This is a genomic window from Bacillus sp. VA15, assembly GCF_055721145.1.
In genome coordinates, this window is sequence record NZ_JBVQPQ010000006.1 from 57,167 (window position 1) to 81,828 (window position 24,662).

Sequence of the window (24,662 nt, forward strand, 5' to 3'; positions counted from 1 at the left end):
AAATGCTATCTTTATAGTATATCTATTTCCCTTCTCGACCTTTCTTCATTTTCTAAAAATAATGAATTTTCCCAGCCGCTTTGTTTCTTTTAAATTGTGAATCGTTTCTTTATAATTAGTAAGGAACCCGAAATAATAAGAAGGTGATGTTATTTCTATCCGTAAGAAAAACTTTGTCATTGTGTGGCTGGCCAACTTTTTTGTCTCTGCCAGCACAACGATGATCGTTCCTTTTCTCTCCTTATATATTGAGACGCTCAGCACTTTTTCAAACGGCTTTGTGCAAAGGTGGAGCGGCTATGTGTTCGGCATTACATTTCTCATGGCGTTTTTGGTATCCCCGTTTTGGGGGCGGTTCGGAGACAAACGCGGATACAAGAAAATTCTTATGGCAACCGGAACGGGCATAGCCCTCAGCATTTTATTAATGGGCTTTGTTACATCGGTGTACCAATTGTTTTTTCTGCGTATGGTAATGGGGCTTGTAACCGGATTCATCCCGACATCTCTTGCGATGATTTCGGCACAGACTCCGAAGAGCTCAGCCGGTAAAACACTCGGCACGCTGCAAATGGGGCAAGTGTCCGGAAGCTTGTTCGGCCCGCTTTTGGGAGGCATGCTTGCTGATAATTTCGGCTTTACGTATACCTTTTTTATCACATCCTTTGTGATTTTCTTATCTGTTCTTCTCGTGTTATTCGGTGTCAAAGAAAAACCCCTTGCAGAGAAGACAGCCAAACGTACGTCTTACACGAGAAAAGAAGTGCTCTCCTATATTTTTCACCAGCCGGCGCTTTGGGTCATGATGCTGTTAACCATGCTGATTCAAACAGGCAATTTCAGTATCCAGCCGCTGCTCGCTTTATATGTAAATGAGCTGCACGGACCTGTCAACCTGGCCTTTTTCTCCGGCATGGCATTTTCAGCAACTGGACTCGGAAGTTTGCTGCTGGCTAGAAAATGGGGTGATCTGGGCGACCGCTACGGCCACCGCCGCATTTTAATTGGACTTTTACTTGTCGCCTCTTTCTTTTTTATTCCGCAGGCGCTCGCGTCCTCACTCAACGTGCTCCTTGTTTTCAGATTTTTATTCGGAATGGCGATGGGCGGTTTGCTGCCATGCATCACGGCAGCGATCCGCGTTCAGGCTCCCGGCAGCATTCAAGGAGAAGTACTCGGCTACAATGTCAGCTTTCGCTTTTTAGGAAACGTGCTCGGGCCTCTTCTGGGCGGAATCATATCGAGCCATTTTACAATTTCAGCCGCCTTTTATGTCACAGCGTTTCTCTTTTTCGCCGGCGCCTGCATGCTTTGGATCATGCAGAAATTCCGGAAAGATTCTTATGCCAAAGCAAGCTGATTCTCAGAAAAAACTGAGGAATCTTCTAAATTTAACCTTCTCGTAAACTCAAAAGAATGGTACGATATGGCTAGAATTTAGGAGAAAAGAGAGTGACCATGTTACGAAAAATAATCGGATGGATTTTGCTCCTTTGCATAATCCCATTGTTTGCATTTACAGTTATCGCTTCCGGAAAAGAAGTAAAACAAATGAAGTCCCTCGATCAGGTGCTTGATAAAAATATTAATCTGAAAGATATCAGCCTTGTTCAGAACAGCTACATGTATGACAGGGACGGCTCCTTGGTCTCGGAAATCGTCAGCGATCATGAAAACCGCGTACTCGTTCCATTTGACAAGATTCCCGAGGAAGTCAAACAGATTTTCTTAACGTCTGAGGACCGGCATTTTTACGAGCATAAAGGTTTTGACTTTATGGGAATGGTGCGGGCAACCGCTTCTAACGTAAAAGACAAGAAAATTGATCAGGGCGCAAGCACTATCACACAGCAGCTTTCAAGAAACTTGTATTTAAGCCACGAACGCTCCTTCAGCCGTAAGCTGACTGAGCTCGCGTATTCTTATCAGCTAGAGAAAAAGTATACGAAAAATGAAATTCTTGAAGCTTACTTAAATACCATTTACTTTAACAATGGCGTTTACGGTGTCGGTTCAGCGGCTGAATTCTATTTCAGCAAACCGCTGAAATTTCTCACAGTGGGAGAAATGGCTTTTATCTGTGCTATACCTAATAACCCTACATTATATGATCCTCTCAAGCATTTTGACTACACGAAAAGCCGTCAAGAACGTTTGCTTAAAGGGTTAAAAGATGCCGGGGTCATTACGGATAAAGAGCTGAAAAAAGCCGTCAAACAAAAAATCAAGCTGGATGTTGAAAAGAGAGAAGACAAATATCCGGACTACGTTTCCTATGTCAATGATGAATTCACTCAACTGGTGTCTGAATCAGAAGGCTATGATAAACGTCTTCAAAAAGCGTCAGGGAAACAAAAAGAAAAAATCGAAAACGAGCTGTCCGCAAGAGTCAGCACTCTGATGAAAGACGGCGTGAAAATTTATACTGCACTTAATCCGTACATGCAAAATCAGGTTGTGGCACAAATGAATGCCAAGCTCCCGTATGCGGACGTACAGGGCGGAGCGGCTGTGATTAATCACCAGACGCATCAAATCATCGCTCTATCCGGCGGGAAAAACTATCAAAAATATGACTTTAACCGCGCCTACCAGGCATACAGACAGCCGGGTTCATCCATTAAGCCGCTTCTTGATTACGGTCCTTATATTGAACAGACCGGCGCGACAGCAAGCAGCACCATTGATGCCAGCAAGTTTTGCAGCAGAGATTACTGTCCGCAAAACTACAATAACCGTACGTACGGGACAGTGACGCTCGACACGGCATTTAAAAATTCATATAATACACCGGCCATCAGAATGCTGGACCGTGTCGGCATCCAAAAAGCATTCAGTTATATTGAGCCGTATCATTTTGCCAAACTTGTCGACAGCGACTATCTTCTCCCGGCCGCGCTTGGCGGATTTACAAACGGCATGACGCCTCTTGAGATGACAAAGGCGTATACGACATTCGGCAACAGCGGAAGCTATACGCCGAGCCATGCGATTACAAAGGTGACAGACCTTAAAGGAAAAACGCTTTATAAATGGAATGATAAATCGACTCAAATATTCAGTGTCCGCACAAACATGCAGCTGAAAAAACTAATGTCTTCCGTTATGAAAAGCGGGACAGGGAAAAAAGGATATTTTAAAGCGCCTTACATCGGCGGTAAAACAGGAACATCAAATGATTATCACGATATGTGGTTTGTCGGCCTGACAGATACGTACACAATGGGTGTCTGGGTCGGAAAAGATACACCGAGCAGCGTTGAATATCTTCACAGCATCAGCCCTCAGCTTTCCATCTTTAAAGGAACGCTGCAAGCGGCTTATTAAAGGATCGGAGGGGATCTGGCGTGGCATCAGAACAAATTCCAAATCGCGTTTTGCTGTTTGACGGCGTGTGCAATTTATGCAATGGCGCCGTGCAATTTATCATTAAACGTGATCCAGACGGACTGATTTCTTTTACATCGTTGCAGTCGGAAACAGGACAGAGCCTGCTGAAAAAAAGCGGGCTTCCGACTGATCAGTTTGACAGCTTTGTCTTTATTGAAGACGGCCAAGTGTACACAAAGTCAACTGCAGCCATTAAGGTTTTCAGGCATCTGCGGGGCCTATGGCGCCTCTTCGTCCTGTTTTTCGCAGTGCCGAAGCCTTTCAGAGATATGGTCTATTCTTTCATTGCCAGGAACCGTTATAAGTGGTTTGGCAAAAAAAATGAATGTATGCTCCCCTCCCCTTCTATCAAAAAAAGATTTTTACCGTAAACGAAAAAATGGCTAGCTTACACAGGTAAGCTAGCCATTATGCTATTATAAAGCTTGATAAATATGAACAGAATACCGATAACAAAGGTAAACCAAAACAGCAGTTCCAATAGAATGAATCCGACTAATGACATGAGGGAAAGCGTCGAATAAATCCGGTATACAATAAACACAAAGTAAGCGAGCGTGACGACCGCAAACCAGATCACAATCCAGACGACATTTTGCAAGAGCACAAAGGATAAAATCCCGCCGCCTAAATAAATCATGGAACCCATTCTGATTTTTTTCAGATTGTTCCCTTCCGGATCATTAGCAAAAAACAGCAATGACAGCTCAGTCATGGTATTCGCAATTAATTTCAGAGCGGACAGAACCATAAAATATAAAAGTGCAAAGGCAGCAAATAACGCAAGCCTGATCCCTTTCTCTGAAAAATAATCGAGCATTCCATCATACATTCCAAATGAGGACAGCATCTTCAACGCATAAAGTGAAGTTGAAATGGATAACGACGAACTAAAAAGCAGGATCGCAATCAGCGGAAAGTATCCTGTCAAATAAGTATTTTTCATATAAAAAAGTCCCTTTCTATAATCTACCTCATTTATTATGGAGGACTTAAAACACATTGACAAGATAAATTATTCCATTTTTTCTCCTTTTTACGAATTACGATCCCAAATCTTCACAAAGCAGCATTTTGAGAGTAAAGTAGTACGCAGGAATCATAAAACGTAAGGAAGTTTTATATGAAAAAAACATTGAAACTGCAAACCAGACTCACCATATTTGTTTGTATCGTTGTGTTAATCGCGTTGCTCATTACATTTTTTACAGTAGGTGCCCAAACCACCACACGGATTAGAGATCAGGAAAAAGCCACTGCGCTGCAGACTGCTGAAATGGTAGCCGAGGCGCCGATCACAGCTTCTGCTTTAGAAAGCGGAAAAAACCAGAAGGAACTGCAAAGCTACACAAAGAGGGTTCAGAAAATCACGGGCACGGAATTTGTTGTCGTCATGGATATGGACGGCATTCGTAAAACCCATCCCGACCCGAACAAAATCGGAAAAAAATTCAGGGGCGGTGATGAATCGGAAGTATTAAATGGTCATGTCCACATCAGCACTGCCTCTGGCACGCTCGGGAAATCGCAAAGAGCATTCGTCCCTGTCTACGCGGAGAATGGAAAACAGGTCGGTGCAGTCGCGGTCGGCATCACCGTAAATGAAATTGATGAAGTGATCAGCCACAGCTTACGGCCGCTCTACTTTATTATCTGCGTCAGCATTTTCGTCGGTGTAATCGGGGCTGTTATCGTCGCACGTACGGTGAAGAATATCATGTACGGACTTGAACCTTATGAAATTGCCACTCTTCTTGAAGAACGGAGCGCGATGCTGGAATCGACGAAGGAAGGAATACTTGCTGTCGATGAACACGGTAAAATCAAACTTGCCAACGCGGAAGCAAAGCGTCTATTCGTGAAAATGGGCATCAACACAAATCCCGTTGATCAGGATGTAAATGACATCTTGCCGAAAAGCCGCTTGAAAAAGGTCATTGAGACAAAAAAACCGCTTCAAGACAGAGACGTCCGCATTAACGGATTAGAGCTTGTGTTTAATGAAGTTCCCATTCAGCTGAAAGGACAAACCGTCGGAGCGATTGCGACATTCCGGGACAAAACCGAGGTAAAACATTTAGCTGAACAGCTTTCCGGTGTTAAAATGTATGCAAACGCATTGAGAGCGCAGTCTCATGAATTCATGAACAAACTGCATGTGATATTAGGCCTCGTCCAGCTGAAAGAGTATGACGATCTTGGAGATTATATTAAAGATATTGCCATTCAGCAAAAATCAGAAACAAGCGAAATTATAAACGATGTCAAAAGCTCCGTACTGGCCGGTTTTCTGCTCGGAAAACAGAGCTTCATACGGGAGCAGGGCGCAAATCTTGATATAGAATGCAAAGGTGTCATCCCGAACGCGGCAGACCCTTCTGTCATCCATGAACTCATTACAATCATCGGAAATCTCATCAACAATGCCCTAGACGCCGTTGCCGATATGCCGAAAAAACAAATCACCATGTCCATGCGCTTTCATAACAGCATACTGGACATTGAAATTACCGATACTGGAGCAGGCATGTCTGAAGAAGACCAAGCCAAAGTATTTGAGCAAGGCTATTCAACAAAGGGCAAAAACCGGGGATTCGGCCTTTATTTTACACAGCAAAGCATCGAAAATTTAAAGGGCCAAATGATCCTCACAAGCGAAGAGAATGAAGGAACGACATTCAGTCTTCGCGTCCCGTACGAACCGAAGGAGGAAAATCATGATTAATGTACTAATAGTTGAAGATGACCCCATGGTGGGTGAATTAAATAAACGATACTTAAGCCAAATAGAAGGCTTTCAGCTGAAAGGCATCGCCTCTTCCTTTCAAAGCGCTCTGCATATTTTAGGAGAGCATCACATCGACCTTATTTTGCTCGATATTTATATGCCGGGTAAAAACGGGCTGGAACTGCTAACCGAACTGCGGGCCCAAAATGAAGCGGTTGACGTGATTGTCATCTCGGCGGCCAGCGAGCTTGACGTTATCAAGAAAACACTTCGTTACGGTGCTGTCGATTATTTAATCAAACCGTTTGAATTTGAACGTTTCCAAACTGCCCTGTCTGATTACAGACGAAAACAAAAGGTATATTCAACCCATCGCAACATGAGCCAGAAAGAACTGGACGCCGAGCTTTTCCAAAAGAAAGAAGCAACAGAAAAAGTACAGCTTCCTAAAGGCCTGACAAAAAGCACGCTGAAGCTGATTTGGTCCAGTATCCAGTCATTTGAAAATGAATCTTTTACAACAGAAGACCTGGCAAAGCACACAGAAATCTCTCAAGTATCCATACGAAAATACTTGAAGTTTCTTGAAGATATACAGGTTCTAAATGTAGAAATGGCGTACGGTACAATCGGAAGACCTGTGTTTCAGTACAACGTCAACACAGGAAACCTTAATGGAATTAAGCAATATCTATAAAAAAACGCACTGTTCACTCCGAGCAGTGCGTTTTTTTTGTCATATCTCTTGCCAAGCTGCTTGATTCTATTGGTGATTAGTTATACAAGAATAATATAGAGCCTTTTTACATTTTTGAGCAAACAATTCTAAAAATAGATATTTTTAAAAAAATTATGCGAAATTCTATTTATTTCTTGTGAGTAAAATGATAAATTATGATTGGTTAGTTGATCCCAAAACTAAGTCATAAGTCTCACTTCAGAAAAAGATGTCACGGTTTTCCGCCTGGAACGCCTTCCGCATCCTTCTCTTCCCCTCCTTTCGAAGGAAACACTCACACCACGCTTATTCAGGGAAGATCAGAACTGTCTCAGCGCATTCCATTTGTTATTATCAGAAAATTTTATCGATTCTTAGAAATTGTACAGACAGCCCATCACATGACTGGCCGGATCAGCTTTGAACCAAATTTTTCTGGGGGGTTATATCTTTGAATAAACGAAAAATCGGATTGGCGATGTCACTTGTGATCGCAGCAGGCACCATATTAGGAGCATGCGGAAACAGCGAAAAAAGCAGCGGCTCCAGCGAAGATAAAAATAAATTCAGTGTGGCGATGGTTACTGACGTAGGCGGAGTAGATGACAAATCCTTCAACCAATCAGCCTGGGAAGGCATTCAAGCCTTCGGCAAAGAGAACGGGCTGGAAAAAGGCAAAAACGGTTACGACTACCTTCAATCAAAATCAGATGCAGACTATACAACGAACTTAAATAAATTAGCACGCGAGAATTTCGACTTGATTTACGGGGTTGGCTACTTAATGGAGGACTCAATCAGCGAAATTGCTGATCAGCGCAAAAATACAAACTTTGCGATCATAGATGCTGTTGTTGATAAAGACAACGTCGCAAGTATTACGTTTAAAGAACAGGAAGGCTCATTTCTCGTTGGAGTGGCCGCAGCCCTATCAAGCAAATCAGGAAAAATCGGATTTGTAGGCGGCATGGAATCAGAATTAATCAAAAAATTCGAGGTCGGCTTCCGTGCTGGCGTGCAGGCTGTAAACCCTAAAGCCGTTGTCGAAGTGAAATACGCAGGCGGTTTCGATAAAGCCGATGTCGGTAAAGCCACCGCCGAAAGCATGTATAAATCCGGCGTAGATGTTATTTATCACTCTGCAGGCGCTACTGGGACAGGTGTCTTTACTGAAGCGAAAAACCTAAAAAAAGAAAATCCGAAACGCGATGTCTGGGTCATCGGTGTCGATAAAGACCAATACGCAGAAGGCCAGGTAGAAGGAACAGATGATAACGTCACCCTCACTTCCATGGTCAAAAAAGTAGATACAGCGGTTGAAGATTTAACGAAAAAAGCACGCGAAGGAAAGTTCCCGGGCGGCGAAACACTCACCTACGGCCTTGATCAGGACGGGGTCGGCATTTCCTCATCTCAACAAAATCTATCGGATGATGTGATCAAAGCGGTTGATAAATGGAAGAAAAAAATCATCGACGGATTGGAAGTGCCGGCAACTGAGAAAGAGCTGAAAACCTTCAAAGCTGAATAAGAATCGCGGGGATAAGGAGGTCGAGCCCTTATCCCTTGTTTTTCTTTTATTTTGATTAAAGGAGCGGTCAAATCAGTGGAATATGTCATTGAAATGCTCAATATCCGCAAGGAGTTTCCTGGTATTGTCGCCAATGACAATATCAATCTTCAGGTCAAAAAAGGCGAAATACACGCGTTGCTCGGTGAAAACGGAGCGGGGAAATCAACGTTGATGAATGTCCTTTTCGGGCTATATCAGCCGGAGCGGGGTGAAATTCGGGTGCGCGGCGAGAAGGTGCACATCAACAGCCCGAACAAAGCGAATGACCTTGGCATCGGGATGGTACACCAGCACTTTATGCTTGTTGACACCTTTACAGTTGCTGAAAACATTATTCTCGGCAAAGAGCCAAAAAAGTTTGGCAGAATTGACCGGAAGCGTGCTGTCCAAGAGGTGCAGGACATTTCCGACCAATACGGCCTTCAGATTCATCCCGGAGCAAAAGTCGCTGACATATCTGTCGGCATGCAGCAGCGTGCAGAAATATTAAAAACCCTCTACCGCGGGGCCGACATTCTGATTTTTGATGAACCGACGGCTGTATTGACCCCTCATGAAATCAAAGAACTGATGCAAATCATGAAGAATCTGGTCAATGAGGGAAAATCAATTATCTTAATCACCCATAAACTGAAAGAGATTATGGGGGTTTGTGACCGCGTTACCATTATCCGCAAAGGAAAAGGCATCAAAACACTTGATGTCCGTGATACAAACAAAGACGAGCTCGCCAGTCTTATGGTCGGCCGCGAAGTATCATTCAAAACCGAAAAGAAGGCTGCTCAGCCGGGAGCGGAAGTGCTTGCGATTGACGGAATGACTGTAAAGGATACCCGCGGAGTAGAGACAGTCAGGGATTTATCGCTTTCTGTCAAAGCAGGAGAAATTGTCGGCATAGCCGGCGTTGACGGAAACGGGCAGTCGGAGCTGATTGAAGCAATAACAGGCCTTCGCAACACAGATTCAGGAACAATCACCTTAAACGGAAAACAAATCCAAAACCTGACGCCAAGAAAAGTGACCGAATCCGGAATCGGGCATATTCCTCAGGACCGCCATAAACATGGTCTCGTCCTTGATTTTCCGATCGGAGAAAATATCGTGCTGCAAAGCTATTACAAAAAGCCGTATGCAGCATTTGGCGTATTACATAAAGGCGAAATGTACAAAAAAGCACGCAGCCTGATCAGCGAGTACGATGTCAGAACGCCGGATGAATATACACACGCCCGGGCATTGTCAGGCGGAAACCAGCAAAAAGCGATTATCGGGCGGGAAGTAGACCGGAATCCTGATTTATTAATCGCCGCCCAGCCGACTCGCGGCCTTGATGTCGGAGCGATTGAATTTGTCCATAAAAAGCTCATTGAGCAGCGTGATGCTGGAAAAGCCGTTCTTCTCCTCTCGTTTGAGCTTGAAGAAATTATGAATCTCAGTGACAGAATCGCCGTTATTTTTGAAGGACATATTATCGCTACCGTCGATCCGCAGGACACCACTGAGCAGGAACTCGGTCTCTTGATGGCAGGAAGCATGCAAAAGGAAGCGGGGAAAGCAAATGGTTAAACGTCTCTCTCATTTACTCGTGCCCCTCATTGCAATCATCCTCGGTCTTGCGGCCGGCGCGCTGATTATGCTTGCGAGCGGATACAGTGTGATCAGCGGATATTCGGCTTTGTGGAATGGGATATTCGGAGAAATCTATTATGTCGGAGAAACCATCCGGCAAATTACACCTTATATTTTATCGGGGTTGGCTGTCGCCTTTGCATTCCGAACTGGACTCTTTAATATCGGCGTCGAGGGCCAGCTGCTCGTCGGCTGGACAGCAGCTGTTTGGGTCGGGACAGCGTTTGACGGACCGGCATATATTCACATGCCGCTCGCACTGATTACAGCGGCGGCTGCAGGAGGATTATGGGGTTTTATTCCCGGTGTTTTGAAAGCGCGCTTCTACGTTCATGAAGTCATTGTTACCATTATGATGAATTATATCGCGCTGCATATGACCAATTACATCATTTCAAACGTCTTGACAGATCGTCAGGATAAGACGGAGAAAATTCACGAATCCGCCTCCCTTCGCTCGCCGTTTCTTGAACAGATAACCGATTATTCACGGCTGCATTGGGGGATCATCGTTGCTCTTCTCGCAGCAGTTGTCATGTGGTTTATCATCAACAAAACAACAAAGGGATTTGAGCTTCGAGCGGTCGGATTCAACCAGCACGCTTCCCAGTATGCCGGTATGAGCGTGCGGAAGAATATCATGACCTCCATGCTCATCTCAGGTGCTTTTGCAGGTCTTGCAGGAGCCATGGAGGGGCTTGGGACTTTCGAATACGCAGCCGTGAAAGGCGCATTTACCGGCGTAGGCTTTGACGGTATCGCTGTCGCTCTTCTCGGGGGGAACACAGCTGTCGGTGTTGTGCTGGCTGCATGCCTGCTCGGCGGACTGAAAATCGGTGCTTTAAATATGCCGATTGAATCAGGCGTTCCATCAGAGGTTGTCGATATTGTGATTGCCATTATCATTCTGTTTGTGGCTTCAAGCTACGCAATTCGTTTTGTCATGGACAAATTGAAGAAAAAGGGGGCGAACTAAGTGGACTTTGTGCAGATTTTATCCATCATTGTCCCAGCCACACTCGTCTATGCCGCCCCGCTTATTTTAACTGCTCTCGGCGGCGTGTTTTCCGAGAGATCAGGAGTTGTGAATATCGGTCTTGAAGGCCTCATGATTATCGGGGCGTTCACCAGCGTGTTATTTAATTTATTTTTAGGTCCGGAATTGGGTGCCGCCGCGCCTTGGCTTTCACTCCTTGCCGCCATGGCAGCAGGCGCGCTGTTCTCACTGATTCACGCGGCTTCGGCCATTTCGTTTCGCGCCGATCAGACAGTCAGCGGCGTCGCCATTAACATGCTGGCGCTCGGGGCAACTTTATTTATTGTAAAACTGATCTACGGCAAAGCGCAGACAGACAAAATCCCTGAGCCTTTTTATAAAACGAAAATTCCCGGCTTGGGCGACATTCCTGTATTGGGAAAAATCTTCTTTTCGGATGTCTATTATACGTCTATTCTTGCAATTGCATTGGCCTTTATTTCTTGGTTTATCTTGTTCAAAACACCGTTCGGCCTTCGTATCCGTTCTGTCGGAGAGCATCCGATGGCGGCCGATACGATGGGAATCAACGTATATAAAATGCGCTACATCGGCGTGATGATCAGCGGATTGTTCGGCGGTCTCGGCGGCGGCGTATATGCCTCCACGATTGCGCTTGATTTCACGCACTCTACCATCTCCGGACAAGGCTTTATCGCACTGGCAGCGCTTGTATTCGGAAAATGGCATCCAATTGGAGCACTGGGGGCCGCCCTGTTTTTCGGATTCGCCCAAAGCTTAAGCATCATTGGATCGCTTCTCCCTATTTTTAAAGACATACCAAATGTGTATATGCTGATGGCCCCTTATGTCTTAACGATTCTCGCTTTAACCGGCTTTATCGGGCGGGCTGATGCGCCAAAAGCCAATGGCGTGCCTTATATTAAAGGAAAAAGATAAAACACTCTCCCCTGGGAAGACGCTTCTCAGGGATTTTTTTCTAATCCAAAAGACCCTCTTAATTTAATTGTTTATCAGTTTTTTAACTTAAAAAAATATGAAGTGTTAACGCTTTCTTGTAGACTGTAACAAACAATACATGGGGGTGTATGACATGGGAGCAATTCCAAAAACGGGGACAATTTCACCTGAGCAAAAAGACCCACAGGGGAAAAACCTGTTTCAAAAAATCTGGTCTTGGGAAATCGGTGTGATTCCTCTGCCATTATACACAGTATTAGCTGTTATTATTATTCTTGCAGCCTATTACAATGAGCTGCCGGCAAATATGCTTGGCGGGTTTGCCATCATCATGATTCTTGGTGTGTTTCTTGGAGACATAGGCCAACGCATACCGATATTGAAGGATATTGGCGGCCCTGCCATTTTATCTTTGTTTGTTCCTTCATTTTTAGTCTTTTACAATGTGCTGAATTCAACATCTTTAGACGCTGTAACCAATCTGATGAAAACGTCTAACTTCCTTTATTTCTATATCGCTTGTCTGGTTGTGGGAAGTATCCTCGGAATGAACAGAACTGTTTTAATACAAGGGTTTATCAGGATGTTCGTTCCGCTTGTTGCAGGAACGATCGCAGCAGTTGCGGCCGGCATCCTTGTCGGATTTATTTTTGGCTACAGTGCCTACGATTCCTTTTTCTTTGTTGTTGTTCCGATTATTGCCGGGGGAATAGGCGAAGGAATTTTACCGCTCTCAATCGCTTATTCACAAATACTCGGTTCATCCGCTGATGTGTATGTGTCTCAGCTGGTCCCTGCTGCTATTATCGGAAACGTTTTTGCTATCATCTGTGCTGCCTTAATGAAAAAGCTTGGCGATAAGCGGCCTGATCTAAATGGAAACGGACGCCTCGTCAAATCTAAAAAAGCAAATGAGATTTTCAATCAAAAAGAAGCGGAAGCAAAAATTGATTTTAAATTGATGGGAGCCGGCGTTCTGCTCGCGTGTACATTCTTTATTTTCGGCGGATTATTGGAGAAATTCATCTTCATACCGGGCGCGATCTTAATGATTATTTCAGCTGCGGCTGTCAAATATGCAAATATTCTTCCGAAAAAAATGGAGGATGGCGCTTACCAGCTTTATAAATTTATTTCTTCAAGCTTTACATGGCCGCTGATGGTCGGTCTCGGCATCCTCTTTATTCCGTTGGATGACGTGGCATCTGTGATTTCTATTCCGTTTGTCATCATTTGTATTTCAGTTGTTATCGCAATGATTGCTTCTGGATATTTTGTGGGCAAGCTGATGAACATGTACCCGGTTGAATCTGCAATCGTTACCTGCTGCCACAGCGGTCTCGGCGGAACTGGTGATGTTGCGATTTTATCAGCGTCAGGAAGAATGGGCCTTATGCCGTTCGCCCAAATTTCCACCCGCCTCGGCGGTGCAGGTACAGTTATTTGTGCGACAGTTCTGCTTCGTTTTTTCACTTCATAATCAGAAAAAGAGTTCCGTTATATGCGGAACTCTTTTTTTATCTGTTCACAATCCGGATATACTCTCGGGGGCCAAACGGCAGATCCATTGATTCCATTTCACTCAATCTGGCTGACAGGTGGTGCTCCAATAAATACAGCTCCCACTCCTCACTAGCCTCCGCACCGCTGCGCCCGTCATATTGATTCAAAATGAATGCCCCAGCAAATACTGAGCAGAATAAACCTGAGCACATCAATACCTTTCTTTTCACATGACCAGCTCCTTACATTCAGCTTGATCAGGAATGATTTTAAATATACAAATGACATTATTTTTGTTAGACTTATTTTGAGGTCAAAAGAACTCATAAAATCTCATTGCGCAGTTCGAAGCATGGCAGCTTGCAGAAAAGTGCGATATAATTTGGACTAGGTCGTTTGACCGTATATTTGATACATAGCGCATTTTTCAATTGAGAAAGAGAAAAAGGAGGTCTAACTTTGCAGCTCTTACATTTTGCTATTTTATCGCCTTTCTTATTTGCTTTTATCATTCCCTTTTTGGCAAAATACGCAAAAAGAGTGCACACGGGCTGGTTTGTGTTGATCCTGCCCGTCTTGCTGTTTATATACTTTCTCCCAATGATCAGGATGACACAATCTGGAGAAACACTGCGGTCGGTATTTGAGTGGATTCCTTCACTTGGCATTAACTTTACCGTTTATATAGACGGTCTCGGATTATTATTCGCCTTACTGATCACAGGCATCGGCTCTTTGGTCACTCTTTACAGCATTTTTTATTTATCGAAAGAAAAAGAACAGCTTGGGCCCTTTTATGTCTACTTATTGATGTTCATGGGCGCCATGCTCGGTGTCGTTCTTGTAGACAATGTCATGGTTCTCTACATGTTTTGGGAGCTTACCAGCCTTTCGTCCTTTTTACTGATCGGCTATTGGTATAAACGTGAAAAGTCGCGCTACGGCGCCGCCAAATCACTTTTGATAACGGTCAGCGGCGGGCTGTGCATGCTCGGCGGATTTATTCTCCTTTATCTGATAACGGATTCCTTCAGTATTAGAGAGATGATTCATCAGGTTCAATTAATTGCCGGCCACGACTTGTTTATCCCAGCTATGATTCTCATTTTATTAGGGGCATTTACGAAATCCGCGCAATTCCCTTTTTATATCTGGCTGCCTGATGCGATGGAAGCTCCGACACCTGTCAGCGCTTATCTCCATTCAGCTACTATGGTCAAAGCCGGCATTTATGTGATTGCGAGATTCAGTCCTATTTTCGCTTTTTCTGCTCAGTGGTTTTGGATCGTTTCCCTCGTCGGGCTCTTTACGATGGTTTGGGGTTCATTCCATGCCGTGAAACAAACTGATTTAAAATCGATTTTGGCATTTTCAACCGTCAGCCAGCTCGGAATGATCATCTCCATGCTCGGAGTCAGTGCTGCGGCCCTTCATTACGGCCATACAGAATATTATACAGTTGCCGCCATGGCTGCCATTTTCCATTTAATCAATCACGCTACCTTTAAAGGAAGCTTGTTTATGGCAGTCGGGATTATCGATCACGAAACAGGCACACGGGATGTCCGGAAGCTCGGCGGCCTGATGGCGATAATGCCGATTACATTTACGATTTCCTTAATCGGAACATTTTCAATGGCCGGCCTTCCGCCGTTTAACGGGTTTTTGAGTAAAGAAATGTTTTTCACAAGCATGCTTCGCGTGACACATTTCGATCTGTTCAACGTACAGACATGGGGCATTCTATTCCCTGTTCTCGCCTGGATCGGAAGCGTATTTACGTTTATCTACAGCATGAAATTGCTGTTTAAAACATTCAGAGGAAGTTACCAGCCTGAACAGCTTAAAAAACAGGCTCACGAAGCGCCGATTGGCATGCTCGTATCACCTGTCATTCTTGTCGCTTTGGCTGTCAGTCTCTTCTTTTTCCCGAATATATTGTCGTACAGCTTGATAGAGCCTGCGATGAACTCGATCTATCCGACACTGCTGGACAGCCATGAGAAATTCCATGTTCACATTTCACAGTGGCACGGGTTGAATACAGAAGTGCTGATGACTGCAGGCATTATTGTTATCGGCACCATCGGATATTTGTCGCTGAATAAGTGGAAGGGAATCTATAAGCTGTTTCCTTCGAAGCTCACACTCAACCGGTTATACGACAAGCTTGTGACGCTGATGGAGAAAGGGTCTTACCGAGTCACAAAGCAATATATGACCGGGTTTTTAAGGGATTACTTGCTGTATATCTTCGCTGGTTTCATCATTCTGATGGGCGGAGCTTTTGTCATCAAAGGCGGATTTTCCTTTACAACAGAAGGCATGGCTAAAATCGGCGTATACGAAATCATTTTGACGCTTGTGATGATCAGCGCCACAGCGGCAACTGTTTTTGCCAGATCAAGACTGACGGCGATTATCTCACTTGGTGTCGTCGGTTATGCGCTCGCATTGTTTTTTGTGATTTTCAGAGCGCCGGACTTGGCCTTGACCCAGCTTGTCATTGAAACCATTTCTGTGGCACTGTTTCTGCTTTGTTTCTATCATCTGCCGAAACTGAGGCTGAAAAAGAAAACGAGAACGTTCCGATTGACGAACTTTATCATTGCTTTAGGCGTTGGTATTATCGTCACCCTGCTTGGTATCGCATCATCAAGCCAGCGGACAAAAGACAGCATTTCATCCTTCTTCTTAAAACACAGCCACGATCTCGGCGGAGGGGATAATGTCGTCAATGTCATCCTCGTTGATTTCAGGGGCTTTGATACAATGTTTGAAATTACGGTGTTAACGATTGCCGCTCTTGGCATTTACAGCATGATTAAAACAAAAGTAAAAGAGGAGGGGAAAAGCGGTGAATGAACAAAAAACAAATGACTTGATTCTTCAAACCGTGACAAAGCTGGTATCCTTTATCATTTTGCTTTTCTCTTTCTATTTATTTTTATCAGGGCATAACGCACCAGGAGGAGGCTTTGTCGGCGGACTGATCACGTCCTCTTCCATCGTTCTATTGCTCTTGGCATATGATTTAAAAACCGTGCGTTCCATTTTGCCGGTTAATTTCATTTATATCGCGGGAGCCGGCCTTCTGCTCGCTGTATTAACCGGGGTTGGCTCCTTTGTCTTCGGGGCTCCTTTTTTAACCCACACATTCGGATACTTTCAGCTGCCGATCCTCGGGAAAACGGAGCTCGCCACGGCGACGATATTTGATTTAGGCGTTTATCTAGTTGTCGTAGGCATTACGATGACCATTATTCAAACGATTGGAGAGGAAGAATAATGGAAATCTTAATGGCTGTTTTAGCCGGTATTATTTTTATGGCTGCTACGTATTTGCTGCTGTCTAAAAGCCTGCTTCGCGTCATTATCGGAACAGCACTGTTAAGCCATGGCGTTCATTTAATGCTTTTGACTATGGGAGGATTAAAGAAAGGTGCCGCTCCGATTTTGAGCGAGCATGCCAAATCATTTGTCGATCCGCTTCCGCAAGCCCTGATTTTGACCGCAATTGTCATTTCATTTGGCGTTACATCATTCATCCTCGTCATGGCCTTTCGCGCTTATCAGGAATTGAAATCGGACGATATGGATCAAATGAGGGGAAATGATCAACATGAATAATTTTGTTATTTTGCCAATCCTGATCCCGCTTCTGTCGGCCATTCTGCTGATTTTCATGACGAAGAATCTTATGCTCATGCGGATCTTCAGCACTGCGGCATCGGCAATCGGGATTGTGATCAGTGGCATACTCGTACAGACTGTCTTTACAAATGGTATCCAGACACTCAGTTTGGGCGACTGGAAAGCGCCGTACGGCATTGTGCTGGTCGCAGACCAATTCGCCAGCCTGCTCGTTCTCACAACATCGATAATTGGTTTATTGGTTGTGCTTTATTCCTTCCGTTCCGTCGGTGAAAAACGGGAGCGTTCCTTTTATTACTCTGGTGTTCAGTTTTTGCTTGCCGGTGTCAGCGGAGCGTTTTTAACAGGCGATTTATTTAATATGTACGTGTTTTTTGAGCTCCTGCTTATTGCTTCCTATATGCTGATTGTATTAGGCGGCACAAAAATTCAGCTGCGGGAGTCCCTTAAATATATTGTGTTTAATATCGTATCGTCTGCCTTGTTTGTCATCGGCGTCGGCTTTTTATACGCTGTAACCGGTACGTTAAACATGGCCGATCTTAGTGTGAAAATCAGCGAATCAGGACAAACCGGGCTGATCACTGTGATTGGTGTCCTGCTGCTTTTGGTATTTGGCATGAAGGGCGGAATCTTCCCCCTCTACTTTTGGCTTCCAGGCTCTTATTACGCGCCTCCGGCGGCAATCTCCGCGTTGTTCGGCGCATTGCTCACAAAAGTCGGTTTATACGCGATCACTAGGGTCTTCACATTGATTTTTATTCACGATACAGCCTTTACCCATCAGCTGATGATTTGGCTCGCGGCGCTGACTGTGATTTTCGGTGTTATCGGTTCACTCGCTTATTCGGATGTCATGAAAATTGTGATCTACAACATTATTACTGCTGTCGGCGTGATTTTGTTCGGTGTGGCAGTTCATACCCCCGCATCAATCCAAGGCGCGATTTATTATCTGATTCACGATATGCTGATTAAAGGCGCTTTATTTATGCTGGCAGGGACGCTGATCGCATTGACTGGAACAGCGAGCCTACACAAAATGGGCGGGCTGATCAAACGCTATCCTGTTCTAGGATGGATGTTTTTCATTTCAGCTATTTCTCTTGCGGGCATCCCGCCTCTCAGCGGATTTGTCGGCAAATTGAAAATTGCAGAGGGCGGCTTCACAGAAGGTGAATTTACGATTTCCATGCTGATTCTGCTTTCGAGTCTGCTCGTACTTTACTCTGTGCTGAGGATCTTTATACATGCGTTTTGGGGCGAAGAAAAAGAAACACCAAAACCAAATCATAGAACAGCTAAAGGACTTCTTTATCCGGCAGCTATTTTTCTCTTACTGTCTCTTCTCTTCGGATTGGGTACAGAATGGGTGTCACCTTACGTTGATCAAGCGGCCGAGACGTTGCTGAATCCGGAAAAATATATTGAAGCTGTTTTGAAGGAGTAGATCGCATGGCATTTCAAATTTTATTAAATGTGTTTCTCGCTTTTTGCTGGATGTTCTTGAGCAATAGTCCAAGCGCCGCAGGATTCTTCACAGGCTATATTCTGGGGATGCTCTCTCTCTTTTTCTTCCGGCGCTTTTTTACTCGCCAGTTTTATCTATGGAAAATGTTTTCTATCATCAAACTCCTTTTGATTTTTTTAAAGGAACTGTACCTTGCCAATGTCAGTGTGCTGAAATCAGTCCTATCGCCGAAGCTGAATATCAGACCGGGCATTTTCGCTTTTAAAACAGAGCTTACGACGGATTGGGAAATCACCCTGCTGTCATTGCTTATTACATTAACGCCGGGAACCTTGGTGATGGACATTTCAGATGACAGGACGATTCTTTATATTCACGCGATGGATATTGAGGATGCGGAAAAAGCCATTTTTGATATTCGGGAGTCATTTGAAAAAGCCATACAGGAGGTGAGCCGCTGATGTTTACGCTGATTCTGCAACTCGCGCTCGGCATTATGGCAGTGTCTACCTTTTTGTATGTCATTCGTGTTATTAAAGGGCCGACTGTGCCTGACCGGGTCGTGGCTCTGGATGCAATCGGCATCAATCTGATCGCGATCACGGCGCTTGTCTCCATTTTGCTGAAAACAAGTGCGTTTCTGGATATTATTTTGCTGCTGGGGATTTTATCATTTATCGGAACGATCGCATTTTCCAAGTTCCTGGAGAAAGGAGAGATTATCGAAAATGATCGAAATCGCTAAGGTCGTTGTGTCTGTATTCATTTTGCTTGGCGCACTTGTGTGCCTCGTTGCTTCATTAGGAGTAATTCGCCTTCCTGATGTGTTTACACGTTCTCATGCTGCATCTAAAGGCTCAACGTTGGGCGTCAATATGATTCTGCTTGGTGTCTTCTTCTATTTGTGGTTTGTGACGGGGAACATTTCCGCTAAAATTCTGCTCGGGATTCTCTTTATCTTTATTACGTCGCCTGTCGGAGGACACTTGATCTGCCGTGCCGCGTACAACTCCGGCGTCAAGCTTAATGAGAGAAGCGTACAGGATGACTATAACGGGATCAGAAACTTTGTGATTAAACGAAAAGAGGATTCTTACTTATAAAAATAAGCAGCCGGACAGGCAGAGTTCCGGCTGTTTTTTTATTTTTTGATGACAGCCAGCGTGCATCTGGAGATACAGATCAGCCTCTCTTGCTCGTCATAAATATGGATTTGATAGACAATAGTCGTTCTGCCTATATGAACGGGTTCGGCTACTGCCTTTACCGTTCCTTCCTTTACGGATTTTAAATGGTTAGCGTTAATTTCCAAACCGACACAAGCTTGTGTTGTGTGATCAATCAGATTCTGCGCACCTGCGCTCGCCGCGGTTTCCGCCAGAGCCACTGAAGCGCCTCCATGCAAATATCCGAACGGCTGCACCGTCCGATGATCCACTGGCATGACTGCAACGCATCGTTCCGCTGTGTTTTCAACAATCTCAATACCAAGCGCTTCAAGCAATGTGTGTTTCGTATCCATCATATCCCCCCTTATTTAAAGTACACCGTCTGATTTCGCAATCAAAACCGCTTCCGTCCGGGAACCGACATTCAGCTTATTGAAAATCGATGTCAGGCTGTATTCAATGGACCGCTTGCTTAAATGAAGTGCATCTGCGATTTCTTGGTTTGTAAATCCCTTTTCAACTTCTTGAAGAATCAGGCATTCTCTAGGTGTGAGCACATCTTGTTCTTTTTGAGAGGAAGGAGCCGGCTTTGTTTTTTGCTGAGTCATCAGCTGTTTAAAGTAAGCAAAATCGACTAAAATTTCTCCATTGAGTACGTGGTATATGTATTGGGTGATCTTTTCTTTAGATTCCGTTTTGCTGATGGCACCGTGCAGTCCCGCACGAATCGCTTCCTCAAAATAATCCTCAACCTCATAACCGGTATACACGATAATTTTACAATGAGGATTCTCTTGTAATATCTGTTTAGAAAGCTCCATCCCATTGACCTCGCCGCCTAAATTCAGATCCATTAAAATGAGATCATATGACGAGAAATCATGCTGCTTGATAAACTGTTCGCTCGGTTCAGGACTGAGACAATCAACAGACAGATTCGAATCCGTTTCCAAAATTGTCTTGGTGCCTTCCATGACAGCCGGATGGTCATCAATCACTAGTATCTTTTTCATGTTTTCCTCCCTTTTACTCACTCATTTCCATTTTATAAAAAAGACTTGGCTTGTGCCAAGTCGTTTCCGTTATAAAACCATTACAATTCGATTTCAATATCAGCCTTAAAGCCCTTTCCTTCACTTGTTTCAATCCGAAGGCGTCCATCTAAAGCCCTGACTCTCTCCTTAATGCCAGAAAGCCCCATACTCATGGAATGTTCATTATTTTTTTCTTGATCAAACCCTACGCCATCGTCCTCATAATGAAGAACGATTTTATTTTGAATACTGATGAGCATAATCAGCACATCCGTCGCCTGGGAGTGCTTGACCGCATTAGACAGAAACTCTTGAATGATCCGGTACAAATTCAACTGCGAATCCAGATCAAGCGAAGCCGTAAATCTGCCGGTATTTAAACGGATATGAAACGGAACCCGCTCCTGCTGCTGCGCCACCAGCTTGGACAGCGCCTTCACCAGCCCAAGATCATACAGAAGCTGCGGCCGCAGCTCATGACACGTCTCCCTCGTCATCGAAATCACATCAGACATCTGCTCATTCATCTGTACAAGCTTGTCCTGTACCTCTTCCTGACACGGATTATTATCCTTCTTAAAATCAGCCAAAAACAGCTCACACTGGCGCTTTAATGAAATCAAATCCTGAAGAACAGAATCGTGGAGATCGCGGGCGAGATCAGAACGTTGTTTTTCTTCGATCGTGTACATGAGTTTTTTGAGCCAGACGGGGTTTGATTCTTGTTGTTTTAAATCCTCAAGATGCATCATCAATTCTTCAATTTTCATGACGTTTTCCAATGAAACACTTGTATAGAACGCTAATGTTTGAAGCCAAGCAATTTCATCTCTTGTTAATTTAAAAGTATTATAACTTGAGAAACAGAGTACTAAAAATGATCTGTCTCCTCGTTCACCTATTTTAATAATAAAACCTTGTTTAAACTCTTTAATTTTACCGATATCACCAGAAAATTTTTTCACATATTGCTCATGATTTTTATAAGTCATATCTTTAAAGTTGTTCTTACTAAGGAGGGTGATTTCCCCTTTAGAATTATCATACACGCAAGCATTATCTATGTTTAATACTTCTAGGATTGTATTTTTAAAGTGATTAAGTACTTGATCTACCGATGATGCTTGCTTAATTAACTGAGTAAATTTAAAAATTCCATCTTGATAATTAAATTTCTCTGTAAATCTTTTCAACTTGAAACGAAAATCAATGATTTCTTTAAAGTAAAAGACAGCAAACATAAGCAAATATATTACAACTGTTAGTTTAACGGAGTAAAAGTTATCTTCTGGTTTTTGAATGTAATTAAATATGGTGACCACAATAACAGTAGGAGTAATGGCTAAAAATCCATAGTACTTAAGCCGTCCTACAACAAAGTCAATATTATAAAGTCTATTTGTCATAAATTGATACACTAAAGAAAAAGGTATAACAAGTGTAAAAGCTGCCAAACTAAAGGGTGAAAGATACTTATCAAACAACACATAGGGAATAACAAAAAAGATAATAAAGGGACTAAAAGACAGGATATTTATATAAGCAAGGATTTTTAAAATTGACTTTTGCTCATTTTGTTTGATTTTTCTAATCCCTTGATGGATAAGAATACATACAGTAAGGACTAGGACAAAAAAGGAAATCAAGTTCAAGTTAGACAAAAAAGCCGAAGAATTTAATCTATTACTCAAAACAGCTTCTAGTAACAGGTTTACGAGTGGAAGTATATACATAATGATTAAAATCTTCTTTTTGAATAACTTAGTGCCCAATTCCGCAAAGTATTTATATATGAAATGTATATATAAAATTGGACAACTTACTAAAGTAAGGACAAGCAGGTAAGTGCTGACCTCTTCACCTCTTCTTGCCCCGCAGGCACTTACATATGCTACTGATACAAATAACAAAAATAAGATTAAAACAAAAGCAGAAGGTGATTTTCTTACTTTATTTATTCTGTAAACAAAAAATATACAAAATAAACAGATTGAATAAGATATGAGTGGAATGAGATACATAAATAAATTTTCTTCACTTATTAGGCTTACATTTTGTAAATGAAATGATTTATTATCTCTCTCAACAGTTAAGCTTTCTACGTTGACCAATCTTCCGCTTTCTAACTGGATTTCGCTTCCCTTTTGCCCATTAACTTCAAGAATGATGTCACCCTTTTTTACACCTGAATAATATTCATCTGTATAATCCACAACTTTGGTAACCTCTAACTTACCCTGTTCATTAATCTTCACATCCGCACCTACAAAGATATTAAAAACAGAAATATAAGAGAGGTAGATAACATAAACAAAACTTAAAATTATAAAAGCTAGAGACAAATATTTATAGAAGTTATTATTTCTGTGCATCTCATCATCCCATAATTAAATAAAACTTTTTCTTTTATCATCCTCAAAAAAACTACTGATAGTTTCTATTGGGGGCCAATTGCTTGTTCTCGGTGCCTCTCCTTCTTCAAACGCATATAATATTGCTTTCTTTTCTTTTTCATTTATATTTAGCAAGGTTAAGTTCCCATTCTTAAATTGATCAAAAGCTTCCGGATTGTTTACTAGATGGCTTATGATTTTATCGATATGTTTCAATTTATATTCCCCCTTAATAATTGATCAAGTAGTTTATTCTTTCTTTGTTCATCTAATCTCAGTTTTTTGAATGATTCTTTAAAATTTTCCAGTGCTATATTTTTAATAACATTCAAATATTGGATTACACCTGATTCTTGTAACTTCTTTTTCAATCCATCCATATTATTTATCTGATTATTTTCTTGCGCATAAAAATTTAATAAGTCAATCGATGATTGGTTATATTTATTTTTTAGATAGTAGAAGGCAAGATTGTGTCTAGTTTTTATGTCATTATTGTCAGGATAATATAGCCCATGGTGATCATTCGCAATTTGCTCGACTATGCCCAAATAACGTGAATACTCCTCGACTGTTTCATTAAATTCTCCAGTTGCCAAATATACACCAAGAACACTAGGCAATGTTACAAGAGAACCTGACTTAAGTTTAATCATTTCAATATACTCTGATTCTGAAGAGACTGTTACATTTAAATCTGCATGTTGCCCTTGTAAAGATTGAAGTGAATATTGTAAAGTAAGACTTAAAAGTTTTGGATTATTCGAGACTGAACTTATCACTTGCAGACTCAATGTATAAAGTGCAGTTGCTGCGTTAATCACTATCGAAGGATCTATTTTCATCCAAGAAGCCTGAAGATTGTCCTTATCCTCAATATCGTCAAAAATGTCAGCAGATAAAATTAAAAGTTCTATACCAGAAGCCAACAACTCAATTGCTGTAACATCTTTTCCGTCAAATGCTATGTAATGGTGATAAGCTAATTCTGCAAATGAAAATTGTTTTTTTTCTTCAATAAAAGATATAAGTTTTGTTTTTAAGTCTTCATTTAAAATATTTTCATCTACAATCTCCTTCATTTTCTCCTTGATTCGGACAGAATCTAAACATATCTGCTCAATAACGACTTCCCCCCTCCCATTCCATTTTACTAAATGGGACATTTAAAGGACAGCAGGTTTTTCGTTTTTTAACAATCATATAATACTTTATCCTTTTATTGTATGGGAAGAACGAAAAAAAAGACTTGTTTCCAAGTCTTTTTCACGAAATTTTCATTGCGTAATTGTATTTATCGAGCTGATCAATGCTTTTGTTAATGTTTCGTAATGAATCTGTCGTTTCTTTAATATCAAGTTCGAGTCGGAATAACAATTGTTTTACTTCTTCAAGTTTCTTTTCCATCGTTTCCACACTCCTTTTTTTGAAAGATCAATGAAT

Annotated in this window: 26 protein-coding genes; 17 read left to right on the forward strand and 9 right to left on the reverse strand. The window is 42.6% G+C overall.

The window, feature by feature from the left end:
• Positions 1 to 45: 45 nt before the first annotated feature.
• The gene (locus AC0DBE_RS15485; RefSeq protein WP_041521190.1) at positions 46 to 249 is read right to left on the reverse strand and encodes a hypothetical protein; all 204 of its coding nucleotides are present in this window, start codon (positions 247 to 249) and stop codon (positions 46 to 48) included.
• Between AC0DBE_RS15485 and AC0DBE_RS15490 the strand changes: the two genes are divergently transcribed.
• The 3 genes from AC0DBE_RS15490 to AC0DBE_RS15500 all read left to right on the forward strand — a co-directional run bounded on the left by AC0DBE_RS15490 (position 152) and on the right by AC0DBE_RS15500 (position 3,761).
• The gene (locus tag AC0DBE_RS15490) at positions 152 to 1,360 is read left to right on the forward strand and encodes a multidrug efflux MFS transporter (RefSeq protein WP_472962918.1); all 1,209 of its coding nucleotides are present in this window, start codon (positions 152 to 154) and stop codon (positions 1,358 to 1,360) included. The two genes, AC0DBE_RS15485 and AC0DBE_RS15490, sit on opposite strands and share 98 nt — an antisense overlap.
• 92 nt (positions 1,361 to 1,452) lie before the next feature.
• Positions 1,453 to 3,327, forward strand: a complete 1,875-nt coding sequence (locus tag AC0DBE_RS15495; protein ID WP_472962789.1) for a transglycosylase domain-containing protein — start codon at positions 1,453 to 1,455, stop codon at positions 3,325 to 3,327.
• A gap of 20 nt (positions 3,328 to 3,347) precedes the next feature.
• Complete coding sequence (locus AC0DBE_RS15500; RefSeq protein ID WP_003220746.1) at positions 3,348 to 3,761, forward strand: thiol-disulfide oxidoreductase DCC family protein; 414 nt, start codon at positions 3,348 to 3,350, stop codon at positions 3,759 to 3,761.
• Positions 3,762 to 3,778: 17 nt separating this feature from the next.
• On the opposite strand, the gene AC0DBE_RS15505 is transcribed toward AC0DBE_RS15500, so the two are convergent.
• The gene (locus AC0DBE_RS15505) at positions 3,779 to 4,336 is read right to left on the reverse strand and encodes a YufK family protein (protein ID WP_072565199.1); all 558 of its coding nucleotides are present in this window, start codon (positions 4,334 to 4,336) and stop codon (positions 3,779 to 3,781) included.
• Between the two features lie 177 nt (positions 4,337 to 4,513).
• Between AC0DBE_RS15505 and maeL the strand changes: the two genes are divergently transcribed.
• The 7 genes from maeL to maeN all read left to right on the forward strand — a co-directional run bounded on the left by maeL (position 4,514) and on the right by maeN (position 13,475).
• The gene (gene maeL, locus AC0DBE_RS15510) at positions 4,514 to 6,115 is read left to right on the forward strand and encodes a two-component system sensor histidine kinase MaeL (protein WP_072182180.1); all 1,602 of its coding nucleotides are present in this window, start codon (positions 4,514 to 4,516) and stop codon (positions 6,113 to 6,115) included.
• On the forward strand, positions 6,108 to 6,815 hold the full coding sequence (maeM, locus tag AC0DBE_RS15515; RefSeq protein ID WP_003220739.1) for a two-component system response regulator MaeM: 708 nt from the start codon (positions 6,108 to 6,110) through the stop codon (positions 6,813 to 6,815). The genes maeL and maeM overlap by 8 nt, the downstream gene beginning before the upstream one ends.
• A 472-nt stretch (positions 6,816 to 7,287) precedes the next feature.
• Positions 7,288 to 8,367 (forward strand): guanosine ABC transporter substrate-binding protein NupN, encoded by a 1,080-nt coding sequence (gene nupN, locus AC0DBE_RS15520; protein WP_061188040.1) that lies wholly within the window; start codon positions 7,288 to 7,290, stop codon positions 8,365 to 8,367.
• Between the two features lie 75 nt (positions 8,368 to 8,442).
• Entirely contained in the window at positions 8,443 to 9,975 is a 1,533-nt protein-coding gene (nupO, locus tag AC0DBE_RS15525) for a guanosine ABC transporter ATP-binding protein NupO (protein ID WP_072182201.1), read from the forward strand.
• Positions 9,968 to 11,014, forward strand: coding sequence for a guanosine ABC transporter permease NupP (gene nupP, locus AC0DBE_RS15530; RefSeq protein WP_003241062.1), 1,047 nt, complete (start codon positions 9,968 to 9,970; stop codon positions 11,012 to 11,014). Before nupO ends, nupP begins: the two co-directional genes overlap by 8 nt.
• Positions 11,015 to 11,974: a guanosine ABC transporter permease NupQ gene (nupQ, locus tag AC0DBE_RS15535; RefSeq protein ID WP_472962792.1), complete on the forward strand. Its 960-nt coding sequence runs from the start codon at positions 11,015 to 11,017 to the stop codon at positions 11,972 to 11,974.
• A gap of 154 nt (positions 11,975 to 12,128) precedes the next feature.
• Positions 12,129 to 13,475 carry a sodium/malate symporter MaeN gene (gene maeN, locus AC0DBE_RS15540; RefSeq protein ID WP_014114974.1) on the forward strand — a complete coding sequence of 449 codons (1,347 nt, stop codon included), beginning with the start codon at positions 12,129 to 12,131 and terminating at the stop codon, positions 13,473 to 13,475.
• A 37-nt stretch (positions 13,476 to 13,512) separates the two neighbouring features.
• On the opposite strand, the gene AC0DBE_RS15545 is transcribed toward maeN, so the two are convergent.
• Positions 13,513 to 13,728 (reverse strand): hypothetical protein, encoded by a 216-nt coding sequence (locus AC0DBE_RS15545; protein ID WP_072182178.1) that lies wholly within the window; start codon positions 13,726 to 13,728, stop codon positions 13,513 to 13,515.
• 229 nt (positions 13,729 to 13,957) lie between these two features.
• Here AC0DBE_RS15545 and AC0DBE_RS15550 point away from each other — a divergent pair, with 229 nt between their 5' ends.
• From AC0DBE_RS15550 to mnhG, 7 genes are read left to right on the forward strand one after another with little or no spacing between them, the layout of a single operon-like run.
• Positions 13,958 to 16,363 (forward strand): Na+/H+ antiporter subunit A, encoded by a 2,406-nt coding sequence (locus AC0DBE_RS15550; RefSeq protein ID WP_061188036.1) that lies wholly within the window; start codon positions 13,958 to 13,960, stop codon positions 16,361 to 16,363.
• Complete coding sequence (locus tag AC0DBE_RS15555) at positions 16,356 to 16,787, forward strand: Na(+)/H(+) antiporter subunit B (protein ID WP_014114977.1); 432 nt, start codon at positions 16,356 to 16,358, stop codon at positions 16,785 to 16,787. The genes AC0DBE_RS15550 and AC0DBE_RS15555 overlap by 8 nt, the downstream gene beginning before the upstream one ends.
• Positions 16,787 to 17,128: a Na(+)/H(+) antiporter subunit C gene (locus AC0DBE_RS15560; RefSeq protein ID WP_003220730.1), complete on the forward strand. Its 342-nt coding sequence runs from the start codon at positions 16,787 to 16,789 to the stop codon at positions 17,126 to 17,128. Before AC0DBE_RS15555 ends, AC0DBE_RS15560 begins: the two co-directional genes overlap by 1 nt.
• Positions 17,121 to 18,602: a Na+/H+ antiporter subunit D gene (locus tag AC0DBE_RS15565; protein ID WP_472962796.1), complete on the forward strand. Its 1,482-nt coding sequence runs from the start codon at positions 17,121 to 17,123 to the stop codon at positions 18,600 to 18,602. The genes AC0DBE_RS15560 and AC0DBE_RS15565 overlap by 8 nt, the downstream gene beginning before the upstream one ends.
• Before the next feature lie 5 nt (positions 18,603 to 18,607).
• Entirely contained in the window at positions 18,608 to 19,084 is a 477-nt protein-coding gene (locus AC0DBE_RS15570) for a Na+/H+ antiporter subunit E (RefSeq protein ID WP_014114979.1), read from the forward strand.
• Positions 19,084 to 19,368 (forward strand): Na(+)/H(+) antiporter subunit F1, encoded by a 285-nt coding sequence (locus AC0DBE_RS15575; RefSeq protein WP_014114980.1) that lies wholly within the window; start codon positions 19,084 to 19,086, stop codon positions 19,366 to 19,368. Before AC0DBE_RS15570 ends, AC0DBE_RS15575 begins: the two co-directional genes overlap by 1 nt.
• The gene (gene mnhG / locus AC0DBE_RS15580) at positions 19,352 to 19,726 is read left to right on the forward strand and encodes a monovalent cation/H(+) antiporter subunit G (RefSeq protein ID WP_072182177.1); all 375 of its coding nucleotides are present in this window, start codon (positions 19,352 to 19,354) and stop codon (positions 19,724 to 19,726) included. The genes AC0DBE_RS15575 and mnhG overlap by 17 nt, the downstream gene beginning before the upstream one ends.
• A gap of 38 nt (positions 19,727 to 19,764) precedes the next feature.
• On the opposite strand, the gene AC0DBE_RS15585 is transcribed toward mnhG, so the two are convergent.
• The 6 genes from AC0DBE_RS15585 to degQ all read right to left on the reverse strand — a co-directional run bounded on the left by AC0DBE_RS15585 (position 19,765) and on the right by degQ (position 24,626).
• A complete protein-coding gene (locus AC0DBE_RS15585) occupies positions 19,765 to 20,145 on the reverse strand; it encodes a hotdog fold thioesterase (RefSeq protein ID WP_003220719.1) in 381 nt (126 codons plus the stop codon).
• 15 nt (positions 20,146 to 20,160) lie between these two features.
• Entirely contained in the window at positions 20,161 to 20,805 is a 645-nt protein-coding gene (gene comA, locus AC0DBE_RS15590) for a two-component system response regulator ComA (protein ID WP_003220716.1), read from the reverse strand.
• Between the two features lie 80 nt (positions 20,806 to 20,885).
• A complete protein-coding gene (locus AC0DBE_RS15595; protein ID WP_146881505.1) occupies positions 20,886 to 23,198 on the reverse strand; it encodes a sensor histidine kinase in 2,313 nt (770 codons plus the stop codon).
• Between the two features lie 15 nt (positions 23,199 to 23,213).
• Entirely contained in the window at positions 23,214 to 23,435 is a 222-nt protein-coding gene (comX, locus tag AC0DBE_RS15600) for a competence pheromone ComX (RefSeq protein WP_014114983.1), read from the reverse strand.
• Positions 23,432 to 24,301: a polyprenyl synthetase family protein gene (locus AC0DBE_RS15605; RefSeq protein ID WP_014114984.1), complete on the reverse strand. Its 870-nt coding sequence runs from the start codon at positions 24,299 to 24,301 to the stop codon at positions 23,432 to 23,434. The genes comX and AC0DBE_RS15605 overlap by 4 nt, the downstream gene beginning before the upstream one ends.
• A gap of 184 nt (positions 24,302 to 24,485) precedes the next feature.
• The gene (gene degQ, locus AC0DBE_RS15610; protein WP_003220708.1) at positions 24,486 to 24,626 is read right to left on the reverse strand and encodes a degradation enzyme regulation protein DegQ; all 141 of its coding nucleotides are present in this window, start codon (positions 24,624 to 24,626) and stop codon (positions 24,486 to 24,488) included.
• Between the last annotated feature and the right edge of the window lie 36 nt (positions 24,627 to 24,662).

Coding starts and splice junctions, on each gene's coding strand:
- AC0DBE_RS15505 (WP_072565199.1), bottom strand. CDS start 4,336: ATGAAAAATACTTATTTGACAGGATACTTTCCGCTGATTGCGATCCTG.
- maeL (WP_072182180.1), top strand. CDS start 4,514: ATGAAAAAAACATTGAAACTGCAAACCAGACTCACCATATTTGTTTGT.
- maeM (WP_003220739.1), top strand. CDS start 6,108: ATGATTAATGTACTAATAGTTGAAGATGACCCCATGGTGGGTGAATTA.
- nupP (WP_003241062.1), top strand. CDS start 9,968: ATGGTTAAACGTCTCTCTCATTTACTCGTGCCCCTCATTGCAATCATC.
- maeN (WP_014114974.1), top strand. CDS start 12,129: ATGGGAGCAATTCCAAAAACGGGGACAATTTCACCTGAGCAAAAAGAC.
- AC0DBE_RS15560 (WP_003220730.1), top strand. CDS start 16,787: ATGGAAATCTTAATGGCTGTTTTAGCCGGTATTATTTTTATGGCTGCT.
- AC0DBE_RS15565 (WP_472962796.1), top strand. CDS start 17,121: ATGAATAATTTTGTTATTTTGCCAATCCTGATCCCGCTTCTGTCGGCC.
- AC0DBE_RS15570 (WP_014114979.1), top strand. CDS start 18,608: ATGGCATTTCAAATTTTATTAAATGTGTTTCTCGCTTTTTGCTGGATG.
- AC0DBE_RS15575 (WP_014114980.1), top strand. CDS start 19,084: ATGTTTACGCTGATTCTGCAACTCGCGCTCGGCATTATGGCAGTGTCT.
- mnhG (WP_072182177.1), top strand. CDS start 19,352: ATGATCGAAATCGCTAAGGTCGTTGTGTCTGTATTCATTTTGCTTGGC.
- AC0DBE_RS15585 (WP_003220719.1), bottom strand. CDS start 20,145: ATGGATACGAAACACACATTGCTTGAAGCGCTTGGTATTGAGATTGTT.
- comA (WP_003220716.1), bottom strand. CDS start 20,805: ATGAAAAAGATACTAGTGATTGATGACCATCCGGCTGTCATGGAAGGC.
- AC0DBE_RS15595 (WP_146881505.1), bottom strand. CDS start 23,198: ATGCACAGAAATAATAACTTCTATAAATATTTGTCTCTAGCTTTTATA.
- AC0DBE_RS15605 (WP_014114984.1), bottom strand. CDS start 24,301: ATGAAGGAGATTGTAGATGAAAATATTTTAAATGAAGACTTAAAAACA.
- degQ (WP_003220708.1), bottom strand. CDS start 24,626: ATGGAAAAGAAACTTGAAGAAGTAAAACAATTGTTATTCCGACTCGAA.